This is a genomic window from Maribacter aestuarii, assembly GCF_027474845.2.
Lineage (GTDB): Bacteria > Bacteroidota > Bacteroidia > Flavobacteriales > Flavobacteriaceae > Maribacter > Maribacter aestuarii.
Genome location: NZ_CP107031.2, coordinates 638364 through 662264, shown reverse-complemented (window position 1 = coordinate 662264; position 23901 = coordinate 638364). Strand labels below are relative to the sequence as shown.

The following is a 23901-nucleotide window of genomic DNA, read 5'->3' as shown; positions in this document are numbered from 1 at the left end:
GGGCTTTTTTATTGGAGAGCGAAACTTGTTTATATTTGTGGTATGATTTCATTGTATTTCTTATTCATTAGTGGGGCGGAGATTTTTTTCATCATGTTTATCGTGGTGATGGTTTTTGGCGCGGACAAAATCCCTGGTATCGCCAAGGGGCTGGGCAAAGGAATGCGCCAGCTCAGGGATGCTACGGACGATATTAAAAAAGAGATTCAACGTAGTGCAGAGAAACAAGGAATAGACACTAGTGTGATAAAGGATATTCAAAATGATATCGATGATGTTAAAAGTAGCCTGGGCGATTCCGGTATTGGAAAGGACATCAAAAAAGGAATTGGGGATGTGGGTAAAAGTATAGGAGACGTTACCGGCAGTATAAAAAGAAAGTAGGTTCCTATGTTGAAAGAGCTTTTGGAGTGGGATAGGGAAATGTTTATCTATTTGAATAGTTTAGGCATTGAGCAATACGACGCTTTTTGGTCTACCGTAACCAAAATTCCTACATGGATACCGTTGTTTCTGCTATTCGGTTATCTTTTCTTCAAGAAATATACTAAACGAGAGGCCCTTTTCATGATTCTTACCGTATTGGTCATGGTGTTTTTTGTGGTAACGCTTACCGATATTACCAAGGAGGTGGTGGCCCGTTTAAGACCCAATAATGATCAAGAAATAAATACGCTTATCAGAATATTGCGAAGCCCAACAGGTTACAGTTTCTTTTCAGGACATGCTTCTTCCTCGTTTTCAATTACAACAATTGTCTATCTTTTTCTACACAAACATTTTAAATGGACCATCCTCTTTTACCTATGGCCGTTGCTTTTTGTAATGAGTAGGATTTATGTAGGGGTGCATTTTCCGGTCGATATTATCGTTGGAGCTCTCGTCGGGATATTTTCTGCATGGTTATTTTACCGTTTGTATCTACAACTTATTTTACCCTACTTAGCGTTAAACCGTCGCGTATAGGTAATAATACCGTTTCCAGCATAGCATGTTCCTTAAGTTTCTTATTGTAGTCAATTAGGACTTTAGTCGCCTTGTCCTTTGGATTTAAGGGTTCGATTACTTTACCTGACCATAGTACATTGTCGGATAAGATTATGCTCCCGGATTTAGTTTTAGGTAAAACGACCTCTAAATAATTGCCGTATTCCTTTTTTTCTGCATCTATGAACACTAAATCGAAAACGACATCCATTTGCGGAATTAGCTCCAGGGCGTTGCCTGTATGTTGAATAATTTGATCGCCATAACCACTTTTGTCAAAATACTTTCGTTGTATCGGATACAATTCGGCATTCACATCTATTGTGTGCAATACACCTGCATTTTGAAGTCCTTCCGCTAGGCAAATAGCGGAGTACCCGGTGTAGGTACCAATCTCTAATATATACTTTGGGTTACTTATTTTTGAAAGTAAGCTCAATACCCGCCCTTGATAATGTCCAGTAAGCATTCTAGGTTGTACGACCTTTACATGGGTCTCGCGGGTAAGTTCTTTTAATACATCCGGTTCCTCCTGAGAATTATTGGCAATGTAACTTTCCAATAACGGGGATAAAAAATGCATGGCTTCCTTTTTGTAAAAATATGGATTTATAACGTATTTTAATCGTTCGAAACAAGAAGGTAAATGGTACATAATATTATTATAAGAGAAGCGAACGAGGACGATTTGAATGTGCTGTTACAGTTTGAACAAGGGGTCATAAGTGCGGAACGACCCTATGATCCAACCTTGGGAAAGGGAAAAATTACTTACTATGATTTAAACGAGTTCCTCATTTCTGATGATGCCAAAATTGTGGTTGCGGAGTCCGATTCAAAACTGATTGCCTGTGGCTATGCCCTTAAAAAAAAGGCTCGCCACTATTTAGACCATGAATTCTATTCCTATTTGGGTTTTATGTATACGCATCCCGATTTTAGAGGACAAGGCGTTAACGGGTTGATTGTGGATGCCCTAAAGAAATGGTCCCTATCCAAAGGTCTGACAGAAATTCGTTTAACGGTGTATGACGAAAATACCCCGGCTATAAAGGCCTATGAGAAGATGGGTTTTAAAAAGCACATAATCGAAATGCGGATTAGTTGAAAGGCATAGCACTTCTATTCCTCCAATGCCATATAAAACCCTCGGAGTCGTATTCAATGTCGTATTTTTGAAAAAAAGAATCCTATGCAATTTGAGAATACCCTGGCCTTCGCAAAAAAATTAGATGCCACAGACCCGCTTCGAAAATATCGGGAAGAATTTCATTTCCCGAAGGTAAACGAAAAGGAGGTTATCTATTTTACAGGTAACTCACTGGGACTACAACCCAAAAGGACCAAGAAATATGTAGATGAAGTTATGCGGGATTGGGCAGAATTGGCCGTAGAAGGTCATTTTTATGCTGAGAAACCTTGGTGGGACTACCACGAAAGATTAGCGGAACCTCTGGCTAAGGTAGTAGGTGCAAAAACAAAGGAAATATCCGTAATGAATACGTTGACCGTTAACCTACACCTTTTGATGGTCTCGTTTTACAATCCCACTGCGAAAAGGTATAAGATTATCTGTGAAGAAAAGGCTTTTCCAAGCGATCAGTATATGCTTCAGAGCCAAGCTCGTTTTCACGGCCTAGACCCAAATGATACCATTGTTGAAGTTAAGAAGAGGAGTGGAGAACACTTTTGGCGAACGGAGGATATTGTTGCCAAAATCGATGAAGTAGGAGAGGAGTTGGCCTTAGTGCTTATAGGAGGTGTAAATTATTACAACGGCCAAGTGATGGATATGGAAGCAATTACCAAGGCCGGTAAGGCCGTTGGCGCTAATGTTGGTTGGGACTTGGCGCACGGGGTTGGGAATGTGGAACTGAAGTTGCATGACTGGAATGCCGATTTTGCTGCCTGGTGCAGCTATAAGTATATGAACAGCGGTCCCGGTAATGCCTCTGGAATATTTGTCCATGAACGTTATTTAGGCAGAAAAGACATACCACGGTTTGAAGGTTGGTGGGGTACTAAAAAGGAAACCCGTTTTTTGATGAAGCCGGAATTTGAACCCATGGAGAATGCGGATGCCTGGCAATTGAGTAATGCACCCATATTATCTGTGGCCCCATACTTGGCTTCCTTAGAGCTTTTTGAAGAAGTTGGGATGTTAGCCTTAATTGAAAAACGGAATACCATCGTTGCGTATTTAGAGTTTGTTTTAAAAGAAATTGACGATGAAGTAGCGGAGAGTACTTTTGAAATCATTACCCCAAAGGAAAGGGGTTGCCAGTTATCGGTTTTTTTACACGGGCAAGGTAAGTCGTTGTTCAACTATTTAATGGAAAACGGAGTAATTACAGATTGGCGGGAGCCCAACGTCATACGTTTGGCACCTGCACCATTCTACTGTTCCTATGAGGATATGTACCGGTTTGGGCAAATTTTAAAAGATGGAATACTAGCAAAATAGATGCTGTAAAAGTTTACGAATTCAATCAACCATATAATAACCATGCCTTCCCGATGACCAATGAAATCGCTTAAGCTTATCCTAACAAATTCCAGGTATTTTGGCCCCTCTTGGGTTTTTGCCAGTTTGAATATCTTATTCGGAACCTGGGCCATTTACATCCCAACGGTTAAGGAAGCCTTATCCATTGATAAATCTCAGTTGGGGTTTGCTATTTTCTTTTTGTCTCTTGGGGTTTTTTCCATTTTTCCTTTTGCGTCCGCTATTATAAATAAGACTGGTGTCGGTAAGGCTACTTGGCATGGCGTATTGCTCAGTTGTACGGCTGCAATGTTGCCCTTAATGGCTCCCAGCTATTATTCATTGATGGGAGCACTTTTCATTTTTGGGGCTTCCAATGGTTTTACGGATATAGCCATGAATACCTTAGTCACAGAACTCGAAAAAAAGGACAAGGTTAAATTTATGTCCGCCTCCCATGGCTTTTTCAGTTTGGGTGGTGTTTTGGCGGGCGTTGGAAGTTTTCTTATCGGTCCTTTAGGTAATCCCGTCCTACATATGGGAATAGCGGTGGCTTTGGTATTTGTTGTAAATCTAATTTTCCATAAAAAGTATGTCTCACAAGTAGCGGAAACCATTGAAAAGGAACCTTTTAACTTAGGTCTGTTTAAACCGATTTTACTATTAGGTCTTATTTCGTTCGTGGCCATGGGTAGCGAAGGAGCTATTGTTGATTGGAGCGGCCTCTATTTGATGGAAGTAAGTGTTGCTCCGGAAGCTTTATGGGGTGCCGGTTTTCTAGGTTTTCAGATTACGATGACTTTGGGTAGATTTCTGGGCGATGGGGTCAGCGCCAAAATGGGGTCTGTAAAAATGGTTGCATTAGGGGCCGGTTTAGCAATGATAGGATATGTACTGGTGTTGACAACCAATACGTATCTGGCCATTACAGGTTTTGCTTTAAGCGGACTGGGTTTTTCCGTTATGGTGCCAGAAATATTTAGAATTGGAGGTAATGTTAAAGGTATTGAGTCCTCACAGGGAATCGCATTTATAGCCGGAACGGGATACGCAGGTTTTTTATGCGCACCTCCCATTTTAGGCTTTTTGGCGGAAAGCTATACCTTAAAATCCAGTTTCTGGCTGTTATTGGGTTGTGCACTACTTATCTTAGGAGCTAGTTTTAGGCTGAATAAAAGAACAAAATAAAATATATTCAATCTAAATTGCTCCGCACCTTAAACTGGCTATTGTCACCATCCATTTTTTGAATAAAGGCGGACGATTCTTTTTTAATCGTAGTTGATTTTTGAGTGTTCCAAAAAGTTTCTTTTTTGGAGCTGCTTGTACAGTAACTATTTCACCTCTATATCGGTGAAATAAAGTTGAAAATTGGCCTCTGGCATTTTATGCATGGTAGCAATATCCAATCCTTGCAAAGTTTTATAGTCTTCCCAACTAGTCACCATCGACGGTTCCTCTTGATTACCTTTTCTAAATACCCATTCTTTGATGACGTAATCGTCCCCAAAATAATAATCATAAGCATCTCCCGGCGTATAACCACCTTCATTGGCATAAACTGTGGTCAGTTTATGCATTTTCTCTTTGCTAATAGGCGCCTCTTGATTTTCTGAATGTTCATAGGTAAAACCCTTTTGGTCCCAGACCAATTGAAAAGGAGCCAATAACCAAAACTTGTCATTGACGAAACCTCCATCGGTCTTAGCGGTAAGGCTGTCCACAGCTTTTCTGTTATAGGTTATCGTATCTTCCCTAGTCATAAACACGACTTCGTTAGATTTTGGCTGCCACAACCACGTACGTTCAAAGTGTGATGAGTCCCTGTCTACATTAAAAGTGAATTTTAAACTGGAAACGTTCTTCCAATTGTCATATCCGTGTGCCTGGGCCACTTTTTCTAAAATATTCAATTCTTTTAAAGGGATATCGGTTTCAGTCTTTTTATCGCTCTTGCAACCTGCTAGAGCAAATACCAATGTCACTGATAGTACTAAATAATTTTTCATCGCTATATAATGTTTTCGTAAAGATATAGATTACCTTTTTTCTTTTGGTTATAATTCTTTATCGTGTGCTTAGCACTTATTTCCATATAAAGAAATAGTCATTCCTCAAAGGGTTACTGTAAAAGTATGGCTCTTTCATTTACTACTTTTTAAAATAGCTGTATCCTTCTTTTAAGATTGTAGGTTTCATAATTAATTCCTTAATTTTGATTTTGATAAAAAAGAAAACTATATGAGTGCTAAAAAGGGGAAAATACAAGAGGCCATAGATGAAAAAATGTTGGAGGAAAGAAAGGTTTTTCTTTGGGGTATGGTAGATGATGATTCTGCCAAACACGTGATAGACAGGTTGATGTATTTAGACATGCAGAACAATAAAGAAATCCAATTATATATCAATAGTCCGGGCGGTTATGTTACTTCCGGTTTTGCCATATACGATACCATTAAGGCCCTAAAAAGCCCGGTTTCTACCATCTGTACAGGATTGGCCGCTTCCATGGGAAGTATTCTCTTATCCGTTGGGAAAAATGGAAGACGTTTCATACAGCCACACGCACAGGTAATGATTCATCAACCCAGTGGAGGGGCTAGGGGACAGGCATCCAACATTGAGATACAGGCAAAGGAAATTATCAAAACTAAAGAGTTGAGCGCCCAGATTTTAGCCGATAATTGTGGACAGAAATTTGAAAAAGTGCTTAGAGATTTTGATAGGGACTATTGGATGAACGCTAACGAATCCATCGAATACGGAATTGTTGACGGGATTCTAAAATAATATCATAAGAATTCAACTAAACAAAAAGTCCTTTCCAATACGTTGGAAAGGACTTTTATATATATAGGCGCTCTCGCGGAATAGTTTTAATATATACGTAAGAACACTTGATTTTGGGTCACCCAATTATTAAAAAATTAATAGTTGTCTGGATTCGAAATGATTTGTTGAGCACGTTCTTGCAGGTCATTAAGCTCAGCGTTATTTTTCTTCTCTAAGAGACTCATCATCATATTCATACGATGGTTATCCTTAAAATGTTCTCTCTTTTCGTTTAGAAAATTCCAGTATAGAGAATTAAAAGGGCAGGCGTTCTCACCTACTTTTTTGGTATGACTGTATTGGCAACCACCACAATAATTACTCATTTTGTTGATGTAGTTTGCACTGCTCACATAAGGTTTTGTAGCAACAATACCACCATCCGCAAACTGACTCATTCCTCTTGTATTGGTGATTTCCACCCATTCTATAGCATCTATATAAACCCCCAGATACCATTTGTCCACTTCATCCGGATGCAACTGCGTAAGCAGGGCATAATTGCCAATAATCATAAGTCGTTGTATGTGATGGGCATATGCTTCGTCCAAACTCTGCCCAATGGCATGTTTTAAGCAGTTCATCTTGGTCTCACCAGTCCAGAAGAAGTCGGGTAGGTTGTTATGGTTATCGAGTTTATTCAATTGTTTATACTCGGGCATTTCTTTCCAGTAGATACCGCGCATGTATTCCCGCCAACCTAAAATCTGACGCACAAAACCTTCCACTTGTGAGATATCAATATCTTTTTCATTATCGTAATAAAAGTCCAGAACTTTGTCAATGACTTCTTTAGGGCTCAATATCTTACTGTTCATGGCAAAAGAAAGCCTAGAATGGAATAAGAACTTCTCGTCGGTGTGCAGCGCATCTTGATAATCCCCAAAATGCACTAAAAGTTCTTTGCAAAAATAGCGCAAGACTGATAGGCTATCCTCTCGTGTAACTGGCCAGTTGAAGGAGTTAGCATCGATGTTGCCGAAAGTTTTTACCTCTGCTTTTTCTAATTCTTCCAGTATACCGGAAACATCCTTTCTAAAACCCCTTTTGTGCGGTATTTCAGGCTCTCCCTTCCATTTTTTACGGTTACTTTGATCAAAGTTCCATTTGCCCCCTTCTGGTTGTCCGTTAGCCATCATTATATCATGTTTCTTACGCATCATGCGGTAGAAACTTTCCATGACCATTTGCTTGTTTCCTTTATAAAAATCTGCTAGTTCGGTTCTGGAAGTATAAAAGTGTTCCGTATCAAATGCTTCTGATGTAATGTCTAAGGATTTACAAATGTCTTTAAGTTGCTGATCAAGCCGGTATTCATCCGGTAGCAGGTATTCAAACTTCTCTGCATTGGTCTTTTTTATATGATCCTTGATAATACTGTCTAAATCCTGCAGATTCTCAGCATCGGTAATTTTTAAATAAATAAACTGATGGCCTTTGTCTGTAAGATCATCTTTAAAGCTACGCATCGCCATAAAAAAGGCCACTACTTTCTGAATATGATGCTTTACATAATCGGTTTCTTGCCGCATCTCTGCCATGATATAGGTTATATCCGGGTCTACTTCATTAAACCAAGAATGTTTTTGATTTAGTTGGTCTCCTAAAATTAATCGTAGTTTCTTCATTTCAGTTTCTTAAAAAAGTGATTCTTGTAGCCACAGGTTTTGAAATTTGCCATTTCCATCGTACATCTCCGCCTGTCTTTTAATATTAAACTTTCTATCTCTAGGATCGTTACCAACGCCGCTATTATACATCCAATTGCCCCAGTTGCTGTGTACGTCATAATCTAACAACATACTTTCAAAATAAGCCGCGCCTATCCGCCAATCTTGCTTAAGTTCCTTGGACCAATAACTGGCTACATTTTGCCTTCCCCGATTGCTCATCCATCCGGTTCCTGCGATTTCCTTCATATTGGCATTGACGAAAGGTTCTTTGGTTTGACCATTTATCCACTGGTCCTTCGCTATTTTTGAGTTATTCCAGTCATAATCCTTGTCAAGGATTCCACCAATCATGAAAATTTTATTCTTATGTTTCAGGGATACGTACTTAAAATAATCGCGCCAAATAAGTTCAAATATTAACCAATACGTATCCTGATTTTTCTTAATCTCTTCTTCAAAACGTTTTACCTCCCAATAAATGGTGCGTGCGGAAATACTACCATTTGCAAGCCAAGCGGATAATTTAGAACTGTAATCTTTACCTACTAGACCGTTTCTTGTTTTCTTATAATACGCAAGCTTTTTAGTAGTCCAGAAATATTCTTCAATTCTGTCCAAGGCTTCAAATTCCCCTCCTTTGAAAGGAAAGGCAGTTCTAGAATCCGTTTGAAACTCTTCAAACCCCAAGTCTTCTAAGGTAGGTATGGAGGTGGATATCTCCAGAAGATTTTGTTTAGGCATTGGGACTGGGATAGGGAGCGGCTTAGATACGCTTACATTTTTCTCGCACTTTTTTCTAAAGGTGGTAAACACCTCTGGAATCTCTTTAAAACTTTTATAGGGAATATCTTCTGGATGAAATAAAAACTGGTCGTACGACTCTTCAAAATTCACCAATGCCGGAACTTTGGCTATCACACCATCCTTAACCTTACTTTCATCACGAGTCCATTCTTTTTGCAAATAGATGTTTTTTATTTGATGGTCATTGACCAATTTGGGTATGATGATTTCTGGACGCTCATTATAGGTCAATAACGTGATATTGAGCTTTTTCAGCGCATTTTTTAATTCTTGGACGGTTTCTAATAAAAACTTAGCACGGTATTTTTCTATTTTTTTAAATCCAAAGTCACCTATATCGTAATGTCTAGGGTCGAAAAAATATACTGCTACCAGTTTTTCTCCTTTAGAAGCTTTGGTCAAGGATATATTGTCGGCAACGCGCAAGTCGTTTCTAAACCAAATTAGGTTGTTCATGTTGTTGAGTTTAAAAAATATCTTTTCGAATTTGAATGTTCATTTTAATAGTCCTGGCCTATTGCATGCTAGACTTGTTCCTTCTGCAACGCTCACTACAAAATTTTACTTGCTCCCAATCTCTTTCCCATTTTTTACGCCAAGTGAACGGTAATCCACAGCGAGCGCATATTTTTTGGGGCAACTGTTGTTTTTTATGAGCCACTTTCTAAAATATGGGTTGTTTCATAGGGTCTGGCATAAGCAAAGCGATGTAAAAGATCGGGCAATGCGTAACCGTCCAAACCAATGGTGGCTACGGTGTCCATTTTGTCCAATTGTACCCAACCATCTGCATGAATAGTATCTTCCGGTAAGTACAGATGCTCTATCGCCCCAATGATTAAAAGACAGTCATTTTCTGCTATCGTGTATTCATTAACATAACTACAGCCAATTTTTATGGCACTTTCCTGGACATATGGGGCCGGGAAATCATCCAAAAAGTCTTCGGTAAGATTTGTTTTTGAAAATTCCGATATACTCTCATCGTATTTAGCAGAAGTGTGGTGAGCATCCCCTAAAATATTTGAATTTACCTGGTTTACGGTAAAAAATCCAGATTCTTTAAAATTGATATAAGTATCTCGGCGAACGGTCAACGGTCGTAAGATGAATCCTAGCAAAGCTGGATTACTACCTATATGCACTACTGAATTGAAAATTGCTAAATTGGTTATTCCCTGACCGGACATAGTACCCAACAGATTGCAGGATTTATAACCGGTACAGCTGTTTACCAGATTGGCCCTGTACCTACCTTTCAGATTTTTAAGTTCTTCTTTGGTATAATGTTTCAAAGATTTAATTTTTTGTCTATCAAAAATAACCAATTGTTAAACATTTCTAGTTAAGGGAATATTAAATTGACCATGAGTCACATCGTTTGGGATAAGCTTAATACCATATATTTTCCTATTTTTATGGCCAAACCAAGTTATTTGCTAGATCCGTTGTAATCCATGAAAATTACCAAAAAGAGTATCGCCATCATTGGATCCGGTTTAGTTGGTTCATTGTTAGCTATCTACCTAAAGCAATACGGTCATAAAATCACCGTATTTGACCGTAGACCGGATATTAGAAATATAAATTTTTCCGGGCGCTCCATCAATTTGGCTATGAGTAATAGGGGTTGGAAGGCACTTAGAGAGGTTGGCATTGAAGATGAGATAAGAAAAATAGGAATCCCTCTAGACAAGAGGGCCATGCATGTTGTTGGTAAGGAGGAATATTTTCAAAAATATGGTAAAGAAGGGGAGGCTATATGGTCCATTTCAAGAGGCGTCTTGAACAAGCGGATGATAGACTTGGCGGAGCAGGCCGGAGTAGACTTTAGATTTAACGAGAAAGTCTGGGATGTAAATCTTCCCGAGGCTAAGATATATACTGGTGAGAGTGAGAAAAGTGAATGGAAAGCATACGACCATGATCTAATTTTTGGTTGTGATGGGGCATTCTCCAGAGTAAGACACAAAATGCAACGAAGAAGTCGGTTTGACTATTCACAGGATTTTATAGACGTTGGATATAAGGAACTCAGCATACCACCCAATGAAGATGGTAGTCACAAATTAGATAAAAACTCCTTTCACATATGGCCCAGGGGGAGGTTCATGTTAATTGCTATGCCTAATTTGGACGGAAGCTTTACCTGTACCCTTTTTATGCCCTTTGAAGGTGAAATTTCCTTTGAAAGTATAAAAACAAAGAAAGAGGCCCTTTCCTTTTTTAAAGAACATTTTCCAAACGTTAGAAAAGATATAGAGAATTTGACGGAGGATTTTTTCAAGAATCCTACCAGTGCCATGGTAACGATGAAATGCTATCCCTGGACTTATTGGGACAAAGTCGCCTTGGTCGGTGATTCTGCTCATGCCGTGGTACCTTTTTACGGACAGGGTATGAATGCAGGATTTGAGGATATTTATGTTTTGAATAGCATGATTAACAAGTATGGTAACGATTGGGAGTCTATCTTTCAGGAATATCAAAAGGAAAGAAAACCAAATGCGGATGCCATTGCGGAATTAAGTTATCGCAACTTTATGGAGATGAGCAGTAAGACCGCAAATCCAGAGTTTCTACTTCAAAAGAAAATTGAAAAACGTTTCGCATCCAAATATCCCGATAAATGGATTCCGGTTTATTCTCGCGTTACATTTTCTGAGAGGCCTTATGCGGAGGCGCTGGCAGTGGGCGATAAACAGGAAAAAATTATGCAAGAGGTAATGCAACTAGAAAATATTGATAAAGAATGGGATTCCAAGGAAGTTGAGGAGAAGATACTCTCGTTATTGTAACCTTAAATATTATCGCTCATTTTTCATCTCCGCCCTCCTCATGGGCATACCATCTATTAAGGTAAAAATCTCATCGGGCGGTACTATAAATTCTTTTTTCAGTTTAACCCCGCCATCCTTACCAATTAATAACAGTCCGTTATAATCTTTATCTGGAACCGACTTAGTGTTCATAGGGGTGGCACTACCTGAAATGTCAAATAATTTTCCGTTTGCATAGCGGAAAATAATTAAATTTCTTTCCAACAATTCTTTTTGACGGCTTTTAAGAAGGGATAGTTGTTCGTTTAAAACTGGGGATTCCGAACCCATCAGGAGGATTATCCGATTTTTCCATTTATAATCTGACAAACTTTGGGCATTGGAATTGGATGGTGTCAACATTAAAAAAAATAAAAGGATTATCAGATAACGCATATTTCTCTTCTCTCAACTCAAGATAATAAAAAAGCCATCCGGTATAGGATGGCTTTAAGAATAATTTAGAATATAAATTGCTTATAATTTTGAAAACATTTTTTGCATTTTCTCAGATTCTTCGTCCGCTAATGCCGGGTCTACCAATATGCGCCCACTATGCTCATCCGTTATAATTTTTTTCCTAGAAGCAATTTCTACCTGAACTTGCGGCGGAATCGTAAAGAAAGACCCTCCAGAAGCACCTCTTTCAATAGGTACTACGGCCAAACCGTTCTTAACGCTATTTCGGATACGGGCATAGGCTTTTACCAGACGCTCCTCTATTTTATCTTGAAACTTTAAGGATTCCTCCAACAACGCTTTTTCCTCTTTCTCTGTTTCCGCTAAAATAGCATCAAGCTCATTCTTCTTGTGCTTTAGATGAGCTTCGCGTTCCGCTAGACGTTCTTTGTTTTCGGCTATTACTTCTTTCTTTTGCTCTATTTGGGCTTTGAATTCCTTAATATGCTTTTCGGCCAACTGAATTTCCAATTCTTGAAATTCCAATTCTTTACTTATGGAATTGAATTCCCTGCTGTTCCGTACATTTTTTTGTTGCTCCGTATATTTTTTGATTAAAGCTTTAGCCTCATCTATAAGGTTTTTCTTGGCTCCAATTTCAAAATTGATTGTGTCTAAGTCAGTCTTTAGTTTGTCCATCCTAGTTCTAAGACCGAGTACCTCATCTTCCAAATCTTCAACTTCTAAAGGTAATTCTCCACGTACATTACGTATCTCGTCCACCCTGGAGTCAATTAATTGCAAGTCATATAATGCTCTTAACTTCGCCTCTACGGATGAATCTTCTTTTTTTGCCATACTTAAAAATACTTGATAGGATTTGTTATACTTTCCGATAAATGGATTGCAAAATTAGGAATTTTTTCCGTAAGATAATCAACTAAAATGTTTTTTGTAAACTGCTCAGTTTCAAAGTGTCCAATATCTGCAATGACCATCTGTTTTTCAGCTTCGTAAAATTGATGGTATTTAACATCCGCGGTAACAAAAACATCCGCGCCGGCAGCTTTGGCGGCACCAATGGCAAACGCTCCGCTACCTCCTAAAACTGCTATTTTTTTAACTGGTTTACCTCTAAGTTCGGAGTGCCTAACTACCGTAGCGTTCATTCTGGATTTTAGTTGTTTTAAAAACACTTGTTCCGAAATGCTTTCTTCCAGTTCTCCAATCATTCCCATACCAATATATTTATTGGTGTTTTCTAGTGTTTGTATTTCGTAAGCGACTTCTTCATATGGATGGTTCTTCAACAAAGCATCCAAAACCTTGGCTTCTACAGATTTAGTAAATACCACCGAAATCAACGACTCTTCTTCATAATGGGTACTACCTATAATTCCCTTTGTGGGATTCGCATTTTTTCCTGCTTTGTAACTTCCTGTGCCGGATACCTCAAAACTACAATTGCTGTAGTTTCCAATTTTTCCGGCCCCGGCGTTGAACAACTTCTTTTTTTAAATTTTGGGCTTTATCAACGGGGATGTATGTGGTAAGTTTTTTAATCGTATTTTTTTGAGGAATAAGGGCTTGAGTATTCTTGAGACTTATAACCTCGCATATCTTAGCATTTACACCTTCGGGACAATTATCCAAAGCGGTGTGAATAGCATAAATGGCAATATCGTTCTTTATGGCTTTTAAAACCGTGCGCTCCACGTAATTTTTACCAGTAATCTTTTTTAATCCGCTGAAAATAATTGGATGAAAACTTACAATGAGATTGCATTTTTTAGAAATAGCTTCGTCCACTACATTTTCTAAAGTATCTAGCGTTACCAATATTCCGTTTACCGTTGCGCCTTTGTTCCCGATCAATAAACCCACATTATCAAAATCTTCGGCATAGTCCAACGGAGCAAATTCCTCTAAAATACGGGTAATGTTATTTATGGTCATTTTCTTGGAATATAAGGTTTTCAAAGATAAAATATTATAATTTCGTTCCGATGCAAGTGTTGAGAAAACTTCTTTTCCCGGTTTCGTTGGTCTACGGTACAGTAGTACACTTAAGGAACCTCCTTTTTGATTCGGGAATTTTGAAATCCGAAACCTATAAAATTCTAACAATTTGCGTGGGAAATCTCAGTGTGGGGGGCACGGGTAAAACCCCCATGATAGAGTTGCTCATTCGTACCTTGGGCAAAGAAAATAGTATTGCCGTGCTCAGCAGGGGGTATAAGCGTAAATCAAAGGGTTTTCATCTCTCAGATCCAAAATCCACTATAACGGAACTTGGTGATGAACCTTATCAAATTCATTTAAAGTTTCCTGAAGTTTTTGTTGCGGTCGACACCGATAGAAGAAACGGAATTTCAAAACTCAAAAGCCTTATTAATCCCAAAGTAATTTTACTGGACGATGCTTTTCAACACAGATGGGTAAAGGCGGGTTTGAATATCCTTTTAACTTCATACGACAATCTTTATGTAGACGATTGGTTTTTACCAACAGGTAATCTCAGGGATGCGAAAAAGGAAGCTAATAGAGCGCAGCTTATAATCGTCACAAAATGTCCCGAAGACCTGTCTAAGTCGTCTGCCAATAAAATTATAAAAAAAATAAATCCAGTTGAGAATCAACTAGTTTTATTTACAAAACTGGAATATGACAAAGGCCTTAAGGGTCAGTCAGAGGTATTGGATATTAACCAATTACGGAATACGCAATTTACTTTGATTACGGGAATAGCCAACCCGGAACCTTTGGTTACTCATTTAAAATCTAAGGGATTAAAATTTGAACATTTGCCTTTTAAAGACCATCATTTTTTCACGGAAAAAGAGATAGAAAATCTTAAAAAGAAGCGGTTAATACTTACTACAGAAAAGGATTATGTTAGGTTGAACGGGCAGTTGGAAAATATTATTTACATAACCGTGAAGCATACCTTCCTTTTTGACGGACAGTTGACTCTGGAAAAAGCAATTCATGAATTTATGAAATAGCGTTCTTTGCTTTTTTGTCAAAAATATTCTCTCCTATTTTTTGATAGAAAATTTCAGGTTTGAAAGGTTTGGTCACCACGTCATTGCAACCTGCGGCATAAAAACTTTCTAAACTGTCATCCAAGGAAATAGCTGTTAACGCAATTATCGGGGTTTCTTGGTCAAATTGCCTTATCTGTATCGTAGCTTCTTCACCGCTTATACCAGGCATGTGAATGTCCATAAGTATTGCATCGTAGGTATTCTCTTTAGCCAGAACTACAGCCTCTTCCCCGTTGCTGGCAATATCACTGGTTATCTCTTTTTTACTTAGCATTTTCTTGGTAATCACCTGATTTATTTTGTTATCCTCCACAATCAACAGGTGAAGACCTTTAAAATTATAATCACGCTTCGTAATCTCGAATGATACGTCGTCTATCACATCATCCATGCTCTTCATATCGATTTCAAAGAAGAATGAGCTGCCTTCCCCAAGTTTACTTTTTAGTTCAATTTTACTTTGGAACAAGCCCAGTAAGCTTTTTACAATGGTAAGTCCCAATCCGGTACCACCATATTCTCTGTTAATTTGAATGGAACCCTGCTCAAAGCCTTCAAAAATACTTTGTTGTTTTTCTTTGGAAATACCGATGCCATTATCCTTTACTTCAAAATAAATGGTTACATCATCATCTTCTTTTTTCAATAGTTTGGTAATGACTTTGACTTCGCCATTTCTGGTGAATTTAATGGAGTTGCCAATCAAATTCATAAAAATTTGTGAAAGTTTTAATGGGTCGCTCATCAAGTGACCGGGAATATCATTGTCGTATTCTAAAACCAGTTTTGTATTGTTGGCCTTGGCGCTTTGCTGTAGGGATTCCATCACTTCATTCAACACCTTTTTCAGGTTGAATTCCATGTTTAGCGGTTCTAGCTTATTCGCATCAATTTTATTGATGTGAAGAATATCATTGATAAAGTTCAATAAGTAATCTCCAGAGAACTTAAGCGCTTTTAGGTGTTCCAGTTGGTGTTTGGAAGGATTCTCTTCCAGAAGCAAGTGTGTAAGCCCGGTAACGGCATAGAGAGGCGTCCTAAGTTCATGACTTACAGTGGACAAGAAATTGGTCTTGGCTTCCATAGCCTGTACGGCACCATCCCTTGCTATCGTTAACTCCTTGTTCTTGGTCTGTAACAGGTCGTTGGTTTTGAGTTTAATTTGATTGTTTCGGAACAAAGAAACAGCCAATAGGGAGATGATGGTCAAAAATGCTGCGGTTAGTATAGCCGTAATCTCCGATCGGTTTTGGGACTCGGTGAGCTCTTCTATTTTTGTTTCTTGCCTAGCTATCTCCTCTGTCTTAAAATCATCACGTATTTTATCTGCGGTTTTGGCCTCCATTTTTAATTTATCAACATTAAAAATAGAATCGTTTATTTGAAGAAGATTTTGGCTATTTGCCCATGCTTTTTGATAAAGCCCGAGCTTTTCATAGACGGTATTCAAATGCTCATTAGCTTCTTTGACATCTCTTGCAAAGTCATTGTTTCGTGCCAACTCTAATGCACTTTCGGCATATTTGGCACTCTCGCTGAGGTTGCCGGTTGTCAAATTCAATGTTGCAAGACCTAAATATGCTTGTACGGTAAAATAATCCTTTTCGTATAAATCCGTATTAACTATAAGGGAGTTAAAGTTTTTAGAGGCGCTGTCATATTTTTCTAGATTTAGATAAACCTGACCTTCAGCAAGTAAAATTCTATTGAAGAAGTTACGGTCATTGTTCAATTGTTTGGCTTCGTTGAGCATAAACAAGGCTTGAAAATTTTTATCACTCCTATACAACAATACGGCTTCAATATATTTGTGCATGGCGTCCCCATACGGATATGCAATATCCTTTAAAAGTACGCTGGCCCTATCCCAATAAAACTCTGTATCTCCTTCTCTATTCAATTGCAAGTATAACAGGGCAATTTCGTGTAAGCTGTCAATAAGAGCTTTTACATCCTCATTCTTTTCCGCATTGTTTGCTGCTTTATCTAAAGCCTCCAAGGCTAAATCTATCTTATTTTGATTCTTAAGTTTTCGTGCCTCAGTGAAATAAGGCTCTAAATCTTGATTTGGAATTGAATCCTGACCATAGAAGTTATGTACGGTCACTAAGAGTAGGAGAAGTAACAGAAGATGCCTAAGGCCTTTATTTATGATTGAGAAAATCAAATATGTTTTTTATTAATCATGAAGTTGATAAGATCGATAATTCTACTGCTGTAGCCTGTTTCATTATCGTACCATCCTATTATTTTAACCATTTTTCCAATAACGGAGGTCATCTTAGAATCAAACGTACAAGAGTAACAACTATTGTTTATATCTATTGAAACTATAGGATCTTTCGTATAAAAAAGTATATTTTTTAAATCATTGTTTGATACCCTTTCAAATGTATCATTAATTTCTTTAATAGTAATATCACGCTTTACATTGAAGGTAATGTCCGTCAAAGACCCATTCGGGACTGGAACACGGATTCCACAACCTCCAATAACTTTTGCCAAATCCGGGAAAATCCGGGTCAAAGCCTTAGCGGCACCTGTTGTTGTAGGTATGATAGACTGCGATGCAGCTCTAGCTCGCCTCAAATCGTTATGTGGTTGGTCATGCAAACTTTGATCACTGGTGTACGAATGAATGGTGGTGATGTATGCCTGCTCCACACCGCACAAATCGTTTATGACCTTTATCATTGGGGCCGCGTTATTGGTGGTGCAAGAGGCCGCAGATAAAATAGTATCGTCGCTTTCTATGATGTGTTCGTTTATTCCATAAACAATCATTTTAATATCATCGGCTTGTGGCGGGGCCGATAGAATTACCTTTTTAACACCATTTTTTAAGTGGAAAGATAGACTATCTCTATCCTTAAATTTTCCGGTACATTCTATGACCACATCTACTTCAGATGCCCCCCAATCTATATCTTTAGGATGTAAAAAATTGGTAAGCCTTATAGATTTTCCTTCAACTATAATATATTGCCCTTCATAGGAAATTTTATTTGAAAGTACCCCATGAATACTGTCATATTTAAGCAAATGTGAAAGTGTTCTGGCATCGGCAAGGTCGTTAGTTGCGACCACGTTAATATTTGAATTTTGCTGAAGCAAACGAAATAATGTCCTGCCAATCCTACCAAAGCCATTGATTCCAACATTCACTTTTCTCATGGGTCAGGTTTTATGGATTTGAAGATAAATTTCTAAACTATAGGATTTGAATGGGCCCAAGTAAATGAAATGGGACCCTTTTTGGCTTAAGATTTAAAGAATATGTTTGTGGGCTTTATATGAAGATCTTACCAAAGCACCACTTTCAACATGTCTGAATCCCATTTCCAAACCAATTTCCTCATATTTATTAAACTGGTCCGGTGTAATAAATTCTTTTACCGGTAAATGCTTTTTAGAAGGTTGTAGGTATTGCCCAATGGTCACCACATCAACGTCCACGCTTCGTAAATCTTCCAAAGTAGTTATAACCTCTTCCTCCAACTCTCCCAATCCGAGCATGATTCCGGACTTGGTTCTATTTATACCATTTACTTTCAAATACTTTAAAACTTCTAGGCTTCTTTCGTATTTGGCCTGTATCCGAACTTCCCTTGTCAATCTCTTTACAGTTTCCATGTTATGGGAAACAACTTCGGGAGCTACCTCTACAATACGATTCAAGTGCTTTTCTATTCCTTGAAAATCTGGAATAAGTGTTTCAAGTGTAGTGGCAGGATTCATTCTTCTGATGGCCTTTACCGTTTCTGCCCAAATGATAGACCCCATGTCCTTTAGGTCGTCACGGTCAACAGACGTAACCACGGCATGCTTTATCCCCATGATCTTGATGGAGCGCGCTACTTTTTCAGGCTCGGCCCAATCCACATTTTCCGGTCTTCCTGTTTTTACACCACAGAAACCGCAAGATCGGGTACAAATATTACCCAATATCATAAAAGTGGCCGTACCTTCTCCCCAACATTCGCCCATATTAGGGCAACTACCTGAGGTGCAAATGGTATGAAGGTCATACTTCTCGACCAAACCACGTAATTGCGTGTATTTTTTACCTGTAGGAAGTTTGACCCTAAGCCATTTTGGCTTGCCTTTAGGTGGCGCAACATTTTCCTTAATCGCTACGGACATACTTTTTTTTACAAATATACGAACTAAATTGAGGAAGCTATAGTTTGGACTTTGATGATAACAGGAAGGTTTTGAGGAAAAACGAATTTGATGTACAGCAGCTAATTACCTTCTGTTTCTTATGATTTCGGCCAATAATTTTTTCGCACGAAGTAGTTTTACTTTAACGTTGTTTACCGGCTCATTGAGCGAATCCGCCATATCTAAATAACTAAGCTCGTTAAAAAACCGAAGGTTAATTACTTCTTGGTAGTGGGGTTTTAACTTTTTAATATCCTGTAACAAATTGGCGAGGTTCTGTTCTTGTATGAGTCTATCTTCCATAGAGGGAGCATCGTCCAATACTTTTTTAATCGCATCGCCGTTTCCACGGTCATTGAAAAGGTTTCTTTTCCGCTTGCGCACTAAATCGATATGAATGTTTTTTGAGATAGCTATTAACCACGTTTTAAAAACATAGGATTCGTCATAGGTGCTTATCTTATCAAATGCTTTGGAGAAGGTTTGTATGGTTATGTCCTCGGCATCATTTTCATTTTCAGTACGTTTCAGCTGAAAACCGTAAACATCGTTCCAAAAAGTATCCAAAAGGCGACTAAAGGCTAGTTGATTACCTTTTTTGGCCTTTTTGATGGTTTCCTCTATACTTTCGGTTTTATTCAAAAAGAAATTTTAAAATAAGATTTTCAAATCATCCCTCTTCAGAAGATAATTCCTGACGGCAGTCCTGTTCGTAGGGCATTTTACCGCACATTCCACATGCTTCACCGTCCTGGTTTAAAAATGGGCTCTGACTGGCACAGGTGCCTGCAAACTTCCCATCCTTTTTTGACCATATCTTAATGGCTATTCCTGCAAAAGCAACTGCCAAAAGTCCAATGGTCAACAAAACTAATTTCATAACTATGATTTTGTACAAAGATAAAAAAATAAAGCCCCAATTAGGGGCTTTAAGACTTGTTTAAATATTACGTTAGTAAGAGATGTTTGCTACGATATTGTCCACCGTCGGATTAGTATTTCCACCTTTCGGTTCTATAGTTATATAGCCCACGGCATTTTTCGCATAAGGTAGAGCTTTAAGATTCTGACCGTCTCCAGCTTCCTCTAAAATTCCTAAGTTGATCATTTCGCCATTAACTTCTGCCCACATCTGAAAACACTGGTCCTCCGGAAGATTAGGTAATTTACTTACGTTTATATAAGATAATTTCTTAACTGGATTAATATAAGCTACGGCTTTAAGTTCCTTTGCTTTTTTATTCCCGCTAACATTATATTTTTTAGTTCCTGGATTATTTAAAACAATGAATTGGTTTCGCACATCCTCCAATTGCTGCTTCATATCCTCTTCAAGGAGCTTTATTTTATTGCTCACCATAATATTTTCTTCTTGAAGGTCTTGGTTCTGATCCCAAAAGAAATACGAGAAACTGGCGAACATTATTGCTGCAAAACTAGCCGCAATGGCATATCTGAAGAATTTTTTCCTTCCTTGGCGCTCAGAGCGTATTCTGAAAATTATCTTTTCCTTTAGACCTTCGGGTGATTTTATGGCGTGCAGTTTAGCGAATGTCTCCAAGTTTTCCTGAAGTTCATTGTAGGTATCCCTTACTTCTGGATACATAGCGATATAGCGCTCTACTTGAAGCGATTCTAATTCCGTTGTATCACCTAATAAATAGTTTTCCAAAAGGTCGGAATCCAAGAATGTTTTTATTTTTTCTTTCATCACATTACATTTAATAGAAGTAGAATCATTGCAGGGCCGTATATCTTACGGAGTTCCCTGAGTCCAATTTTAAGTCTGGATTTAATCGTTCCCAAGGGTATGTCCAATTCATCACTGGCTTCTTGTTGTGTCATCCCTTGAAAAAATAATGCTTCTAGCACTATTTGATATTTATCTTCAATCTTATCCAAGTTCTCCTGTACGTCCATGAACTCTGGCCTGATACTATCAACTCCTAAATTATATACGTCAGAAACATCTATTTGGATTTCCTTATCGGATTTTGTGTTGACACTCCTTAATTTATCAATAGCCGTATTTCTGGTTATACGGAAAAGCCATGTAAACAGTTTAGCTTTTGATGGGTCATAGGAGTCTGCTTTTTTCCAAATTTTAATGAAACTCTCCTGTACAACATCCTGGGCCAGTTCAGGGTCACGAACTACCTTGTTGGCCACGCCCAGTAACGTATCCGCATAGTTATCGTACAACAACGAAATGGCCTTTTCATTTCGCTCCTGCAGTAGTTCCACTATATGTTTTTCAAGTAGTGTGCTCATAAGTAACAGATGAACCAAATCTCTTTGGCTCCAAAGATCCAAAAGGCTTAGTTGAACCGTATATCAATAAACGCTAATTTATAAAATTGATTGTTAAAGAGGCGTTATCTAAAAATATAAATCTCATAAGTGCACAGCTGGTAACTGTTCACTTAGTTTTTGGTTAGTTTGGTTTGGTATAACCCTCGTGATTCTTATTACGAGGGTTATTTTATTAGGTTGACTTCCGGAACAATCATAATCCCGAATTTGATTTTGACATTATCTATAATGTTCAATGCCAAGTCCATTATTTCAGCACCGGTGGCATTCCCGTAATTGACTAGCACCAAGGCCTGGTTTTTATGCACTCCGGCATCCCCAAAACGTTTCCCCTTAAAACCACATTGCTCTATAAGCCATCCCGCAGGAATTTTATATTCCTTTTCAGAAACTTTATAAAAGGGTGCTTCGGGGTGTTCCTCCATAAATTTTTCGAATTCTTTTTTTGAAATTATCGGGTTTTTGAAAAAACTTCCGCTATTTCCGATTTTCTTAGGGTCTGGTAATTTACTGTTTCTAATGGCGATTACCGCGTTAGAAATGTCCCTTATCGTAGGATTTTCAATATTATCCTTATGCAATTCTTGTTCAATTGCACCGTAACTTTTATTTATCTCATGATTCTTTTTCGATAGTTTGAAGCTGACAGAAACAATCACGTAAGTATCCCTTCCTTTATTTTTGAAAAACGATTCGCGATAACCAAATTGACAATCCTTCAAGAAAAAAGTTGTCAATTCTAAATTTTCCTTGTGTAAAGCTTCACAGCTAACGAACCTGTCCTTCAATTCTACTCCGTAAGCCCCAATATTTTGAATGGGTGCCGTACCGGTATTACCCGGTATTAAGGATAGATTTTCCAATCCGCCATAGCCATGGTCCAAAGTCCACAATACCAATTGATGCCAATTCTCACCGGCCATCGCTTTCAAAACAATGCTATTCTCATCCTCTTCAACTACCCGAATCCCTTTGATGTTTACATAAATTACTAGGGCGTCAATATCTTGGGTCAACAACATGTTGCTTCCCCCGCCGAGTATAAATTTATTGGGATAATCTTGAAACTTTAAAACCTTGATAAGTTCCTCTATAGAAGTAATTTCCACAAAAAAACGCGCCTTAGCAGCTATACCAAAGGTATTATAGTTCTTAAGTGAAAAATCCTCTATAATTTTCATTAGCCTATGTAGCTTTTTAGAGCTTCACCTAGAATGAATACGGCCCTTTTAAGACTATCCTGATCTAAGACATAGGCGATTCTTATTTGATTCTTGCCAAGACCGTCCGTTGCGTAAAAACCTGCCGCTGGTGCCACCATTACGGTTTCATCGTTAACCCGAAAGTCCTCAAGTAGCCATTGTGCAAAATCATCTGCATCCTGTATTGGTAACTCTGCAATACAATAGAATGCACCTTGCGGACGAGCAACTTTCACCCCTTCTATCTTCTCCAGTTCAGCTATTAAAAGGTTCCTTCGGGCTACGTATTCCGTTTTTACCTCGTCAAAATAGCTTTGTGGCGTTTCTAATGCCGCTTCGCTCGCTATTTGGGCATATGTTGGAGGGGACAAACGTGCTTGACCAAATTTTAAGGCGGTTGCAATGAGCTCCTTGTTCTTTGATACTAGAAAACCAATGCGTGCGCCACACATGCTGTATCGCTTGGATACGGAATCTATAATGATAGCATGTTCGTCCAAACCTTCTTCCTGTAAAATAGAATAATGTTCCCTGTCGTCATAGGTAAACTCACGATATACTTCATCCGCTATCAAATAGAGGTCGTGTTTTTTAACGATACGGGCAAGCTTTTGAATTTCTTCCTTACTGTAAAGGTAACCAGTAGGGTTACCGGGGTTACATATTAAAATCGCTTTGGTCCTTGGAGTTATCAGCTGTTCAAAATCCTCAATTGGCGGTAGCGCAAAGTTGTCCTCAATTTTAGAAACGACTGGAACCACTTTAATCCCACAGGCGGTTGCAAAGCCGTTGTAATTTGCATAAAATGGCTCGGGAATGATAATTTCATCATCGGTGTCGGCAATACTGCCCATGGCAAAGGACAAAGCTTCAGAGCCACCGGTTGTTACGATGATATCATTGGCAGCAACATGAATAGCATTTTTTGCATAATATCCTGCGACCTTTTCCCTAAATGATTCCGAACCTTCCGTCCTGCTGTATTCAAGTACGGAGAGTGTATTGTTCTTTACTGCATCTAAGGCAATTTGAGGTGTTTTTATATCAGGCTGACCAATGTTGAGGTGAATTATCTTTGCTCCCTTTTTCTTAGCGTTCTCTGCAAAAGGAACTAATTTTCTGATGGGGGATTGGGGCATGGCTTGCCCTTTTTTGGAAACTGACGGCATTTACTTT

General features: G+C 38.5%; 25 protein-coding genes and 1 pseudogene. 8 read left to right on the top strand and 18 right to left on the bottom strand.

The features are described 5' to 3' along the window. Positions 1-42: 42 nt before the first annotated feature. Entirely contained in the window at positions 43-384 is a 342-nt protein-coding gene (locus tag N8A89_RS02895) for a Sec-independent protein translocase subunit TatA/TatB (protein WP_281540893.1), read from the top strand. Between the two features lie 6 nt (positions 385-390). Then, positions 391-966 (top strand): phosphatase PAP2 family protein, encoded by a 576-nt coding sequence (locus N8A89_RS02890; protein WP_281540892.1) that lies wholly within the window; start codon positions 391-393, stop codon positions 964-966. On the opposite strand, the gene N8A89_RS02885 is transcribed toward N8A89_RS02890, so the two are convergent. Continuing rightward, a complete protein-coding gene (locus N8A89_RS02885; protein ID WP_281540891.1) occupies positions 929-1570 on the bottom strand; it encodes an O-methyltransferase in 642 nt (213 codons plus the stop codon). The two genes, N8A89_RS02890 and N8A89_RS02885, sit on opposite strands and share 38 nt — an antisense overlap. Before the next feature lie 63 nt (positions 1571-1633). Between N8A89_RS02885 and N8A89_RS02880 the strand changes: the two genes are divergently transcribed. The 3 genes from N8A89_RS02880 to N8A89_RS02870 all read left to right on the top strand — a co-directional run bounded on the left by N8A89_RS02880 (position 1634) and on the right by N8A89_RS02870 (position 4660). Further along, positions 1634-2095 (top strand): GNAT family N-acetyltransferase, encoded by a 462-nt coding sequence (locus N8A89_RS02880; RefSeq protein ID WP_289644892.1) that lies wholly within the window; start codon positions 1634-1636, stop codon positions 2093-2095. 84 nt (positions 2096-2179) lie between these two features. Continuing rightward, a complete protein-coding gene (kynU, locus tag N8A89_RS02875; protein WP_281540890.1) occupies positions 2180-3451 on the top strand; it encodes a kynureninase in 1272 nt (423 codons plus the stop codon). A gap of 60 nt (positions 3452-3511) precedes the next feature. Next, a complete protein-coding gene (locus N8A89_RS02870) occupies positions 3512-4660 on the top strand; it encodes an MFS transporter (RefSeq protein WP_281540889.1) in 1149 nt (382 codons plus the stop codon). Positions 4661-4806: 146 nt separating this feature from the next. Here the strand turns inward: N8A89_RS02870 and N8A89_RS02865 are convergent, their stop codons facing one another. Then, positions 4807-5481 (bottom strand): hypothetical protein, encoded by a 675-nt coding sequence (locus tag N8A89_RS02865; RefSeq protein WP_281540888.1) that lies wholly within the window; start codon positions 5479-5481, stop codon positions 4807-4809. A gap of 232 nt (positions 5482-5713) precedes the next feature. Between N8A89_RS02865 and N8A89_RS02860 the strand changes: the two genes are divergently transcribed. Next, positions 5714-6262 carry a ClpP family protease gene (locus N8A89_RS02860; RefSeq protein ID WP_281540887.1) on the top strand — a complete coding sequence of 183 codons (549 nt, stop codon included), beginning with the start codon at positions 5714-5716 and terminating at the stop codon, positions 6260-6262. 137 nt (positions 6263-6399) lie between these two features. On the opposite strand, the gene N8A89_RS02855 is transcribed toward N8A89_RS02860, so the two are convergent. From N8A89_RS02855 to N8A89_RS02840, 4 genes are read right to left on the bottom strand one after another with little or no spacing between them, the layout of a single operon-like run. Next, on the bottom strand, positions 6400-7932 hold the full coding sequence (locus N8A89_RS02855) for a cryptochrome/photolyase family protein (protein ID WP_281540886.1): 1533 nt from the start codon (positions 7930-7932) through the stop codon (positions 6400-6402). Positions 7933-7941: 9 nt separating this feature from the next. After that, entirely contained in the window at positions 7942-9237 is a 1296-nt protein-coding gene (locus N8A89_RS02850; protein ID WP_289644891.1) for a DASH family cryptochrome, read from the bottom strand. 58 nt (positions 9238-9295) lie between these two features. After that, positions 9296-9442 (bottom strand): DUF2256 domain-containing protein, encoded by a 147-nt coding sequence (locus N8A89_RS02845; RefSeq protein ID WP_281540884.1) that lies wholly within the window; start codon positions 9440-9442, stop codon positions 9296-9298. Next, on the bottom strand, positions 9432-10076 hold the full coding sequence (locus N8A89_RS02840) for a flavin reductase family protein (RefSeq protein ID WP_281540883.1): 645 nt from the start codon (positions 10074-10076) through the stop codon (positions 9432-9434). The genes N8A89_RS02845 and N8A89_RS02840 overlap by 11 nt, the downstream gene beginning before the upstream one ends. A 162-nt stretch (positions 10077-10238) precedes the next feature. Here N8A89_RS02840 and N8A89_RS02835 point away from each other — a divergent pair, with 162 nt between their 5' ends. Further along, positions 10239-11579 (top strand): FAD-dependent oxidoreductase, encoded by a 1341-nt coding sequence (locus N8A89_RS02835; RefSeq protein WP_289644889.1) that lies wholly within the window; start codon positions 10239-10241, stop codon positions 11577-11579. 9 nt (positions 11580-11588) lie between these two features. Here the strand turns inward: N8A89_RS02835 and N8A89_RS02830 are convergent, their stop codons facing one another. From N8A89_RS02830 to N8A89_RS02820, 3 genes and pseudogenes are all read right to left on the bottom strand, one after another. Then, a complete protein-coding gene (locus N8A89_RS02830) occupies positions 11589-11963 on the bottom strand; it encodes a DUF4174 domain-containing protein (RefSeq protein ID WP_281540882.1) in 375 nt (124 codons plus the stop codon). 114 nt (positions 11964-12077) lie between these two features. Further along, the gene (locus N8A89_RS02825; protein ID WP_281540881.1) at positions 12078-12857 is read right to left on the bottom strand and encodes a zinc ribbon domain-containing protein; all 780 of its coding nucleotides are present in this window, start codon (positions 12855-12857) and stop codon (positions 12078-12080) included. Positions 12858-12859: 2 nt separating this feature from the next. After that, positions 12860-13955 (bottom strand): annotated as a pseudogene (locus N8A89_RS02820) (Nif3-like dinuclear metal center hexameric protein). Between the two features lie 50 nt (positions 13956-14005). Between N8A89_RS02820 and lpxK the strand changes: the two are divergent. After that, complete coding sequence (gene lpxK, locus N8A89_RS02815) at positions 14006-15004, top strand: tetraacyldisaccharide 4'-kinase (protein ID WP_281540880.1); 999 nt, start codon at positions 14006-14008, stop codon at positions 15002-15004. On the opposite strand, the gene N8A89_RS02810 is transcribed toward lpxK, so the two are convergent. From N8A89_RS02810 to N8A89_RS02770, 9 genes are all read right to left on the bottom strand, one after another. After that, on the bottom strand, positions 14994-17213 hold the full coding sequence (locus N8A89_RS02810; protein WP_281540879.1) for a hybrid sensor histidine kinase/response regulator: 2220 nt from the start codon (positions 17211-17213) through the stop codon (positions 14994-14996). The genes lpxK and N8A89_RS02810 overlap by 11 nt on opposite strands. Next, complete coding sequence (gene gap / locus N8A89_RS02805; protein WP_281540878.1) at positions 17210-18220, bottom strand: type I glyceraldehyde-3-phosphate dehydrogenase; 1011 nt, start codon at positions 18218-18220, stop codon at positions 17210-17212. Before gap ends, N8A89_RS02810 begins: the two co-directional genes overlap by 4 nt. 93 nt (positions 18221-18313) lie before the next feature. Continuing rightward, entirely contained in the window at positions 18314-19189 is an 876-nt protein-coding gene (lipA, locus tag N8A89_RS02800) for a lipoyl synthase (RefSeq protein ID WP_281540877.1), read from the bottom strand. Between the two features lie 105 nt (positions 19190-19294). Further along, complete coding sequence (locus N8A89_RS02795) at positions 19295-19852, bottom strand: RNA polymerase sigma factor (RefSeq protein ID WP_281540876.1); 558 nt, start codon at positions 19850-19852, stop codon at positions 19295-19297. Between the two features lie 28 nt (positions 19853-19880). Continuing rightward, a complete protein-coding gene (locus N8A89_RS02790) occupies positions 19881-20090 on the bottom strand; it encodes a membrane or secreted protein (protein ID WP_281540875.1) in 210 nt (69 codons plus the stop codon). A 72-nt stretch (positions 20091-20162) separates the two neighbouring features. Continuing rightward, positions 20163-20921, bottom strand: a complete 759-nt coding sequence (locus tag N8A89_RS02785) for an anti-sigma factor (RefSeq protein ID WP_281540874.1) — start codon at positions 20919-20921, stop codon at positions 20163-20165. Next, on the bottom strand, positions 20921-21481 hold the full coding sequence (locus N8A89_RS02780) for an RNA polymerase sigma factor (RefSeq protein ID WP_281540873.1): 561 nt from the start codon (positions 21479-21481) through the stop codon (positions 20921-20923). The genes N8A89_RS02785 and N8A89_RS02780 overlap by 1 nt, the downstream gene beginning before the upstream one ends. Before the next feature lie 206 nt (positions 21482-21687). Continuing rightward, a complete protein-coding gene (murB, locus tag N8A89_RS02775; protein WP_281540872.1) occupies positions 21688-22704 on the bottom strand; it encodes a UDP-N-acetylmuramate dehydrogenase in 1017 nt (338 codons plus the stop codon). After that, positions 22704-23894: a pyridoxal phosphate-dependent aminotransferase gene (locus tag N8A89_RS02770; protein ID WP_281540871.1), complete on the bottom strand. Its 1191-nt coding sequence runs from the start codon at positions 23892-23894 to the stop codon at positions 22704-22706. The genes murB and N8A89_RS02770 overlap by 1 nt, the downstream gene beginning before the upstream one ends. Positions 23895-23901 lie beyond the last annotated feature (7 nt).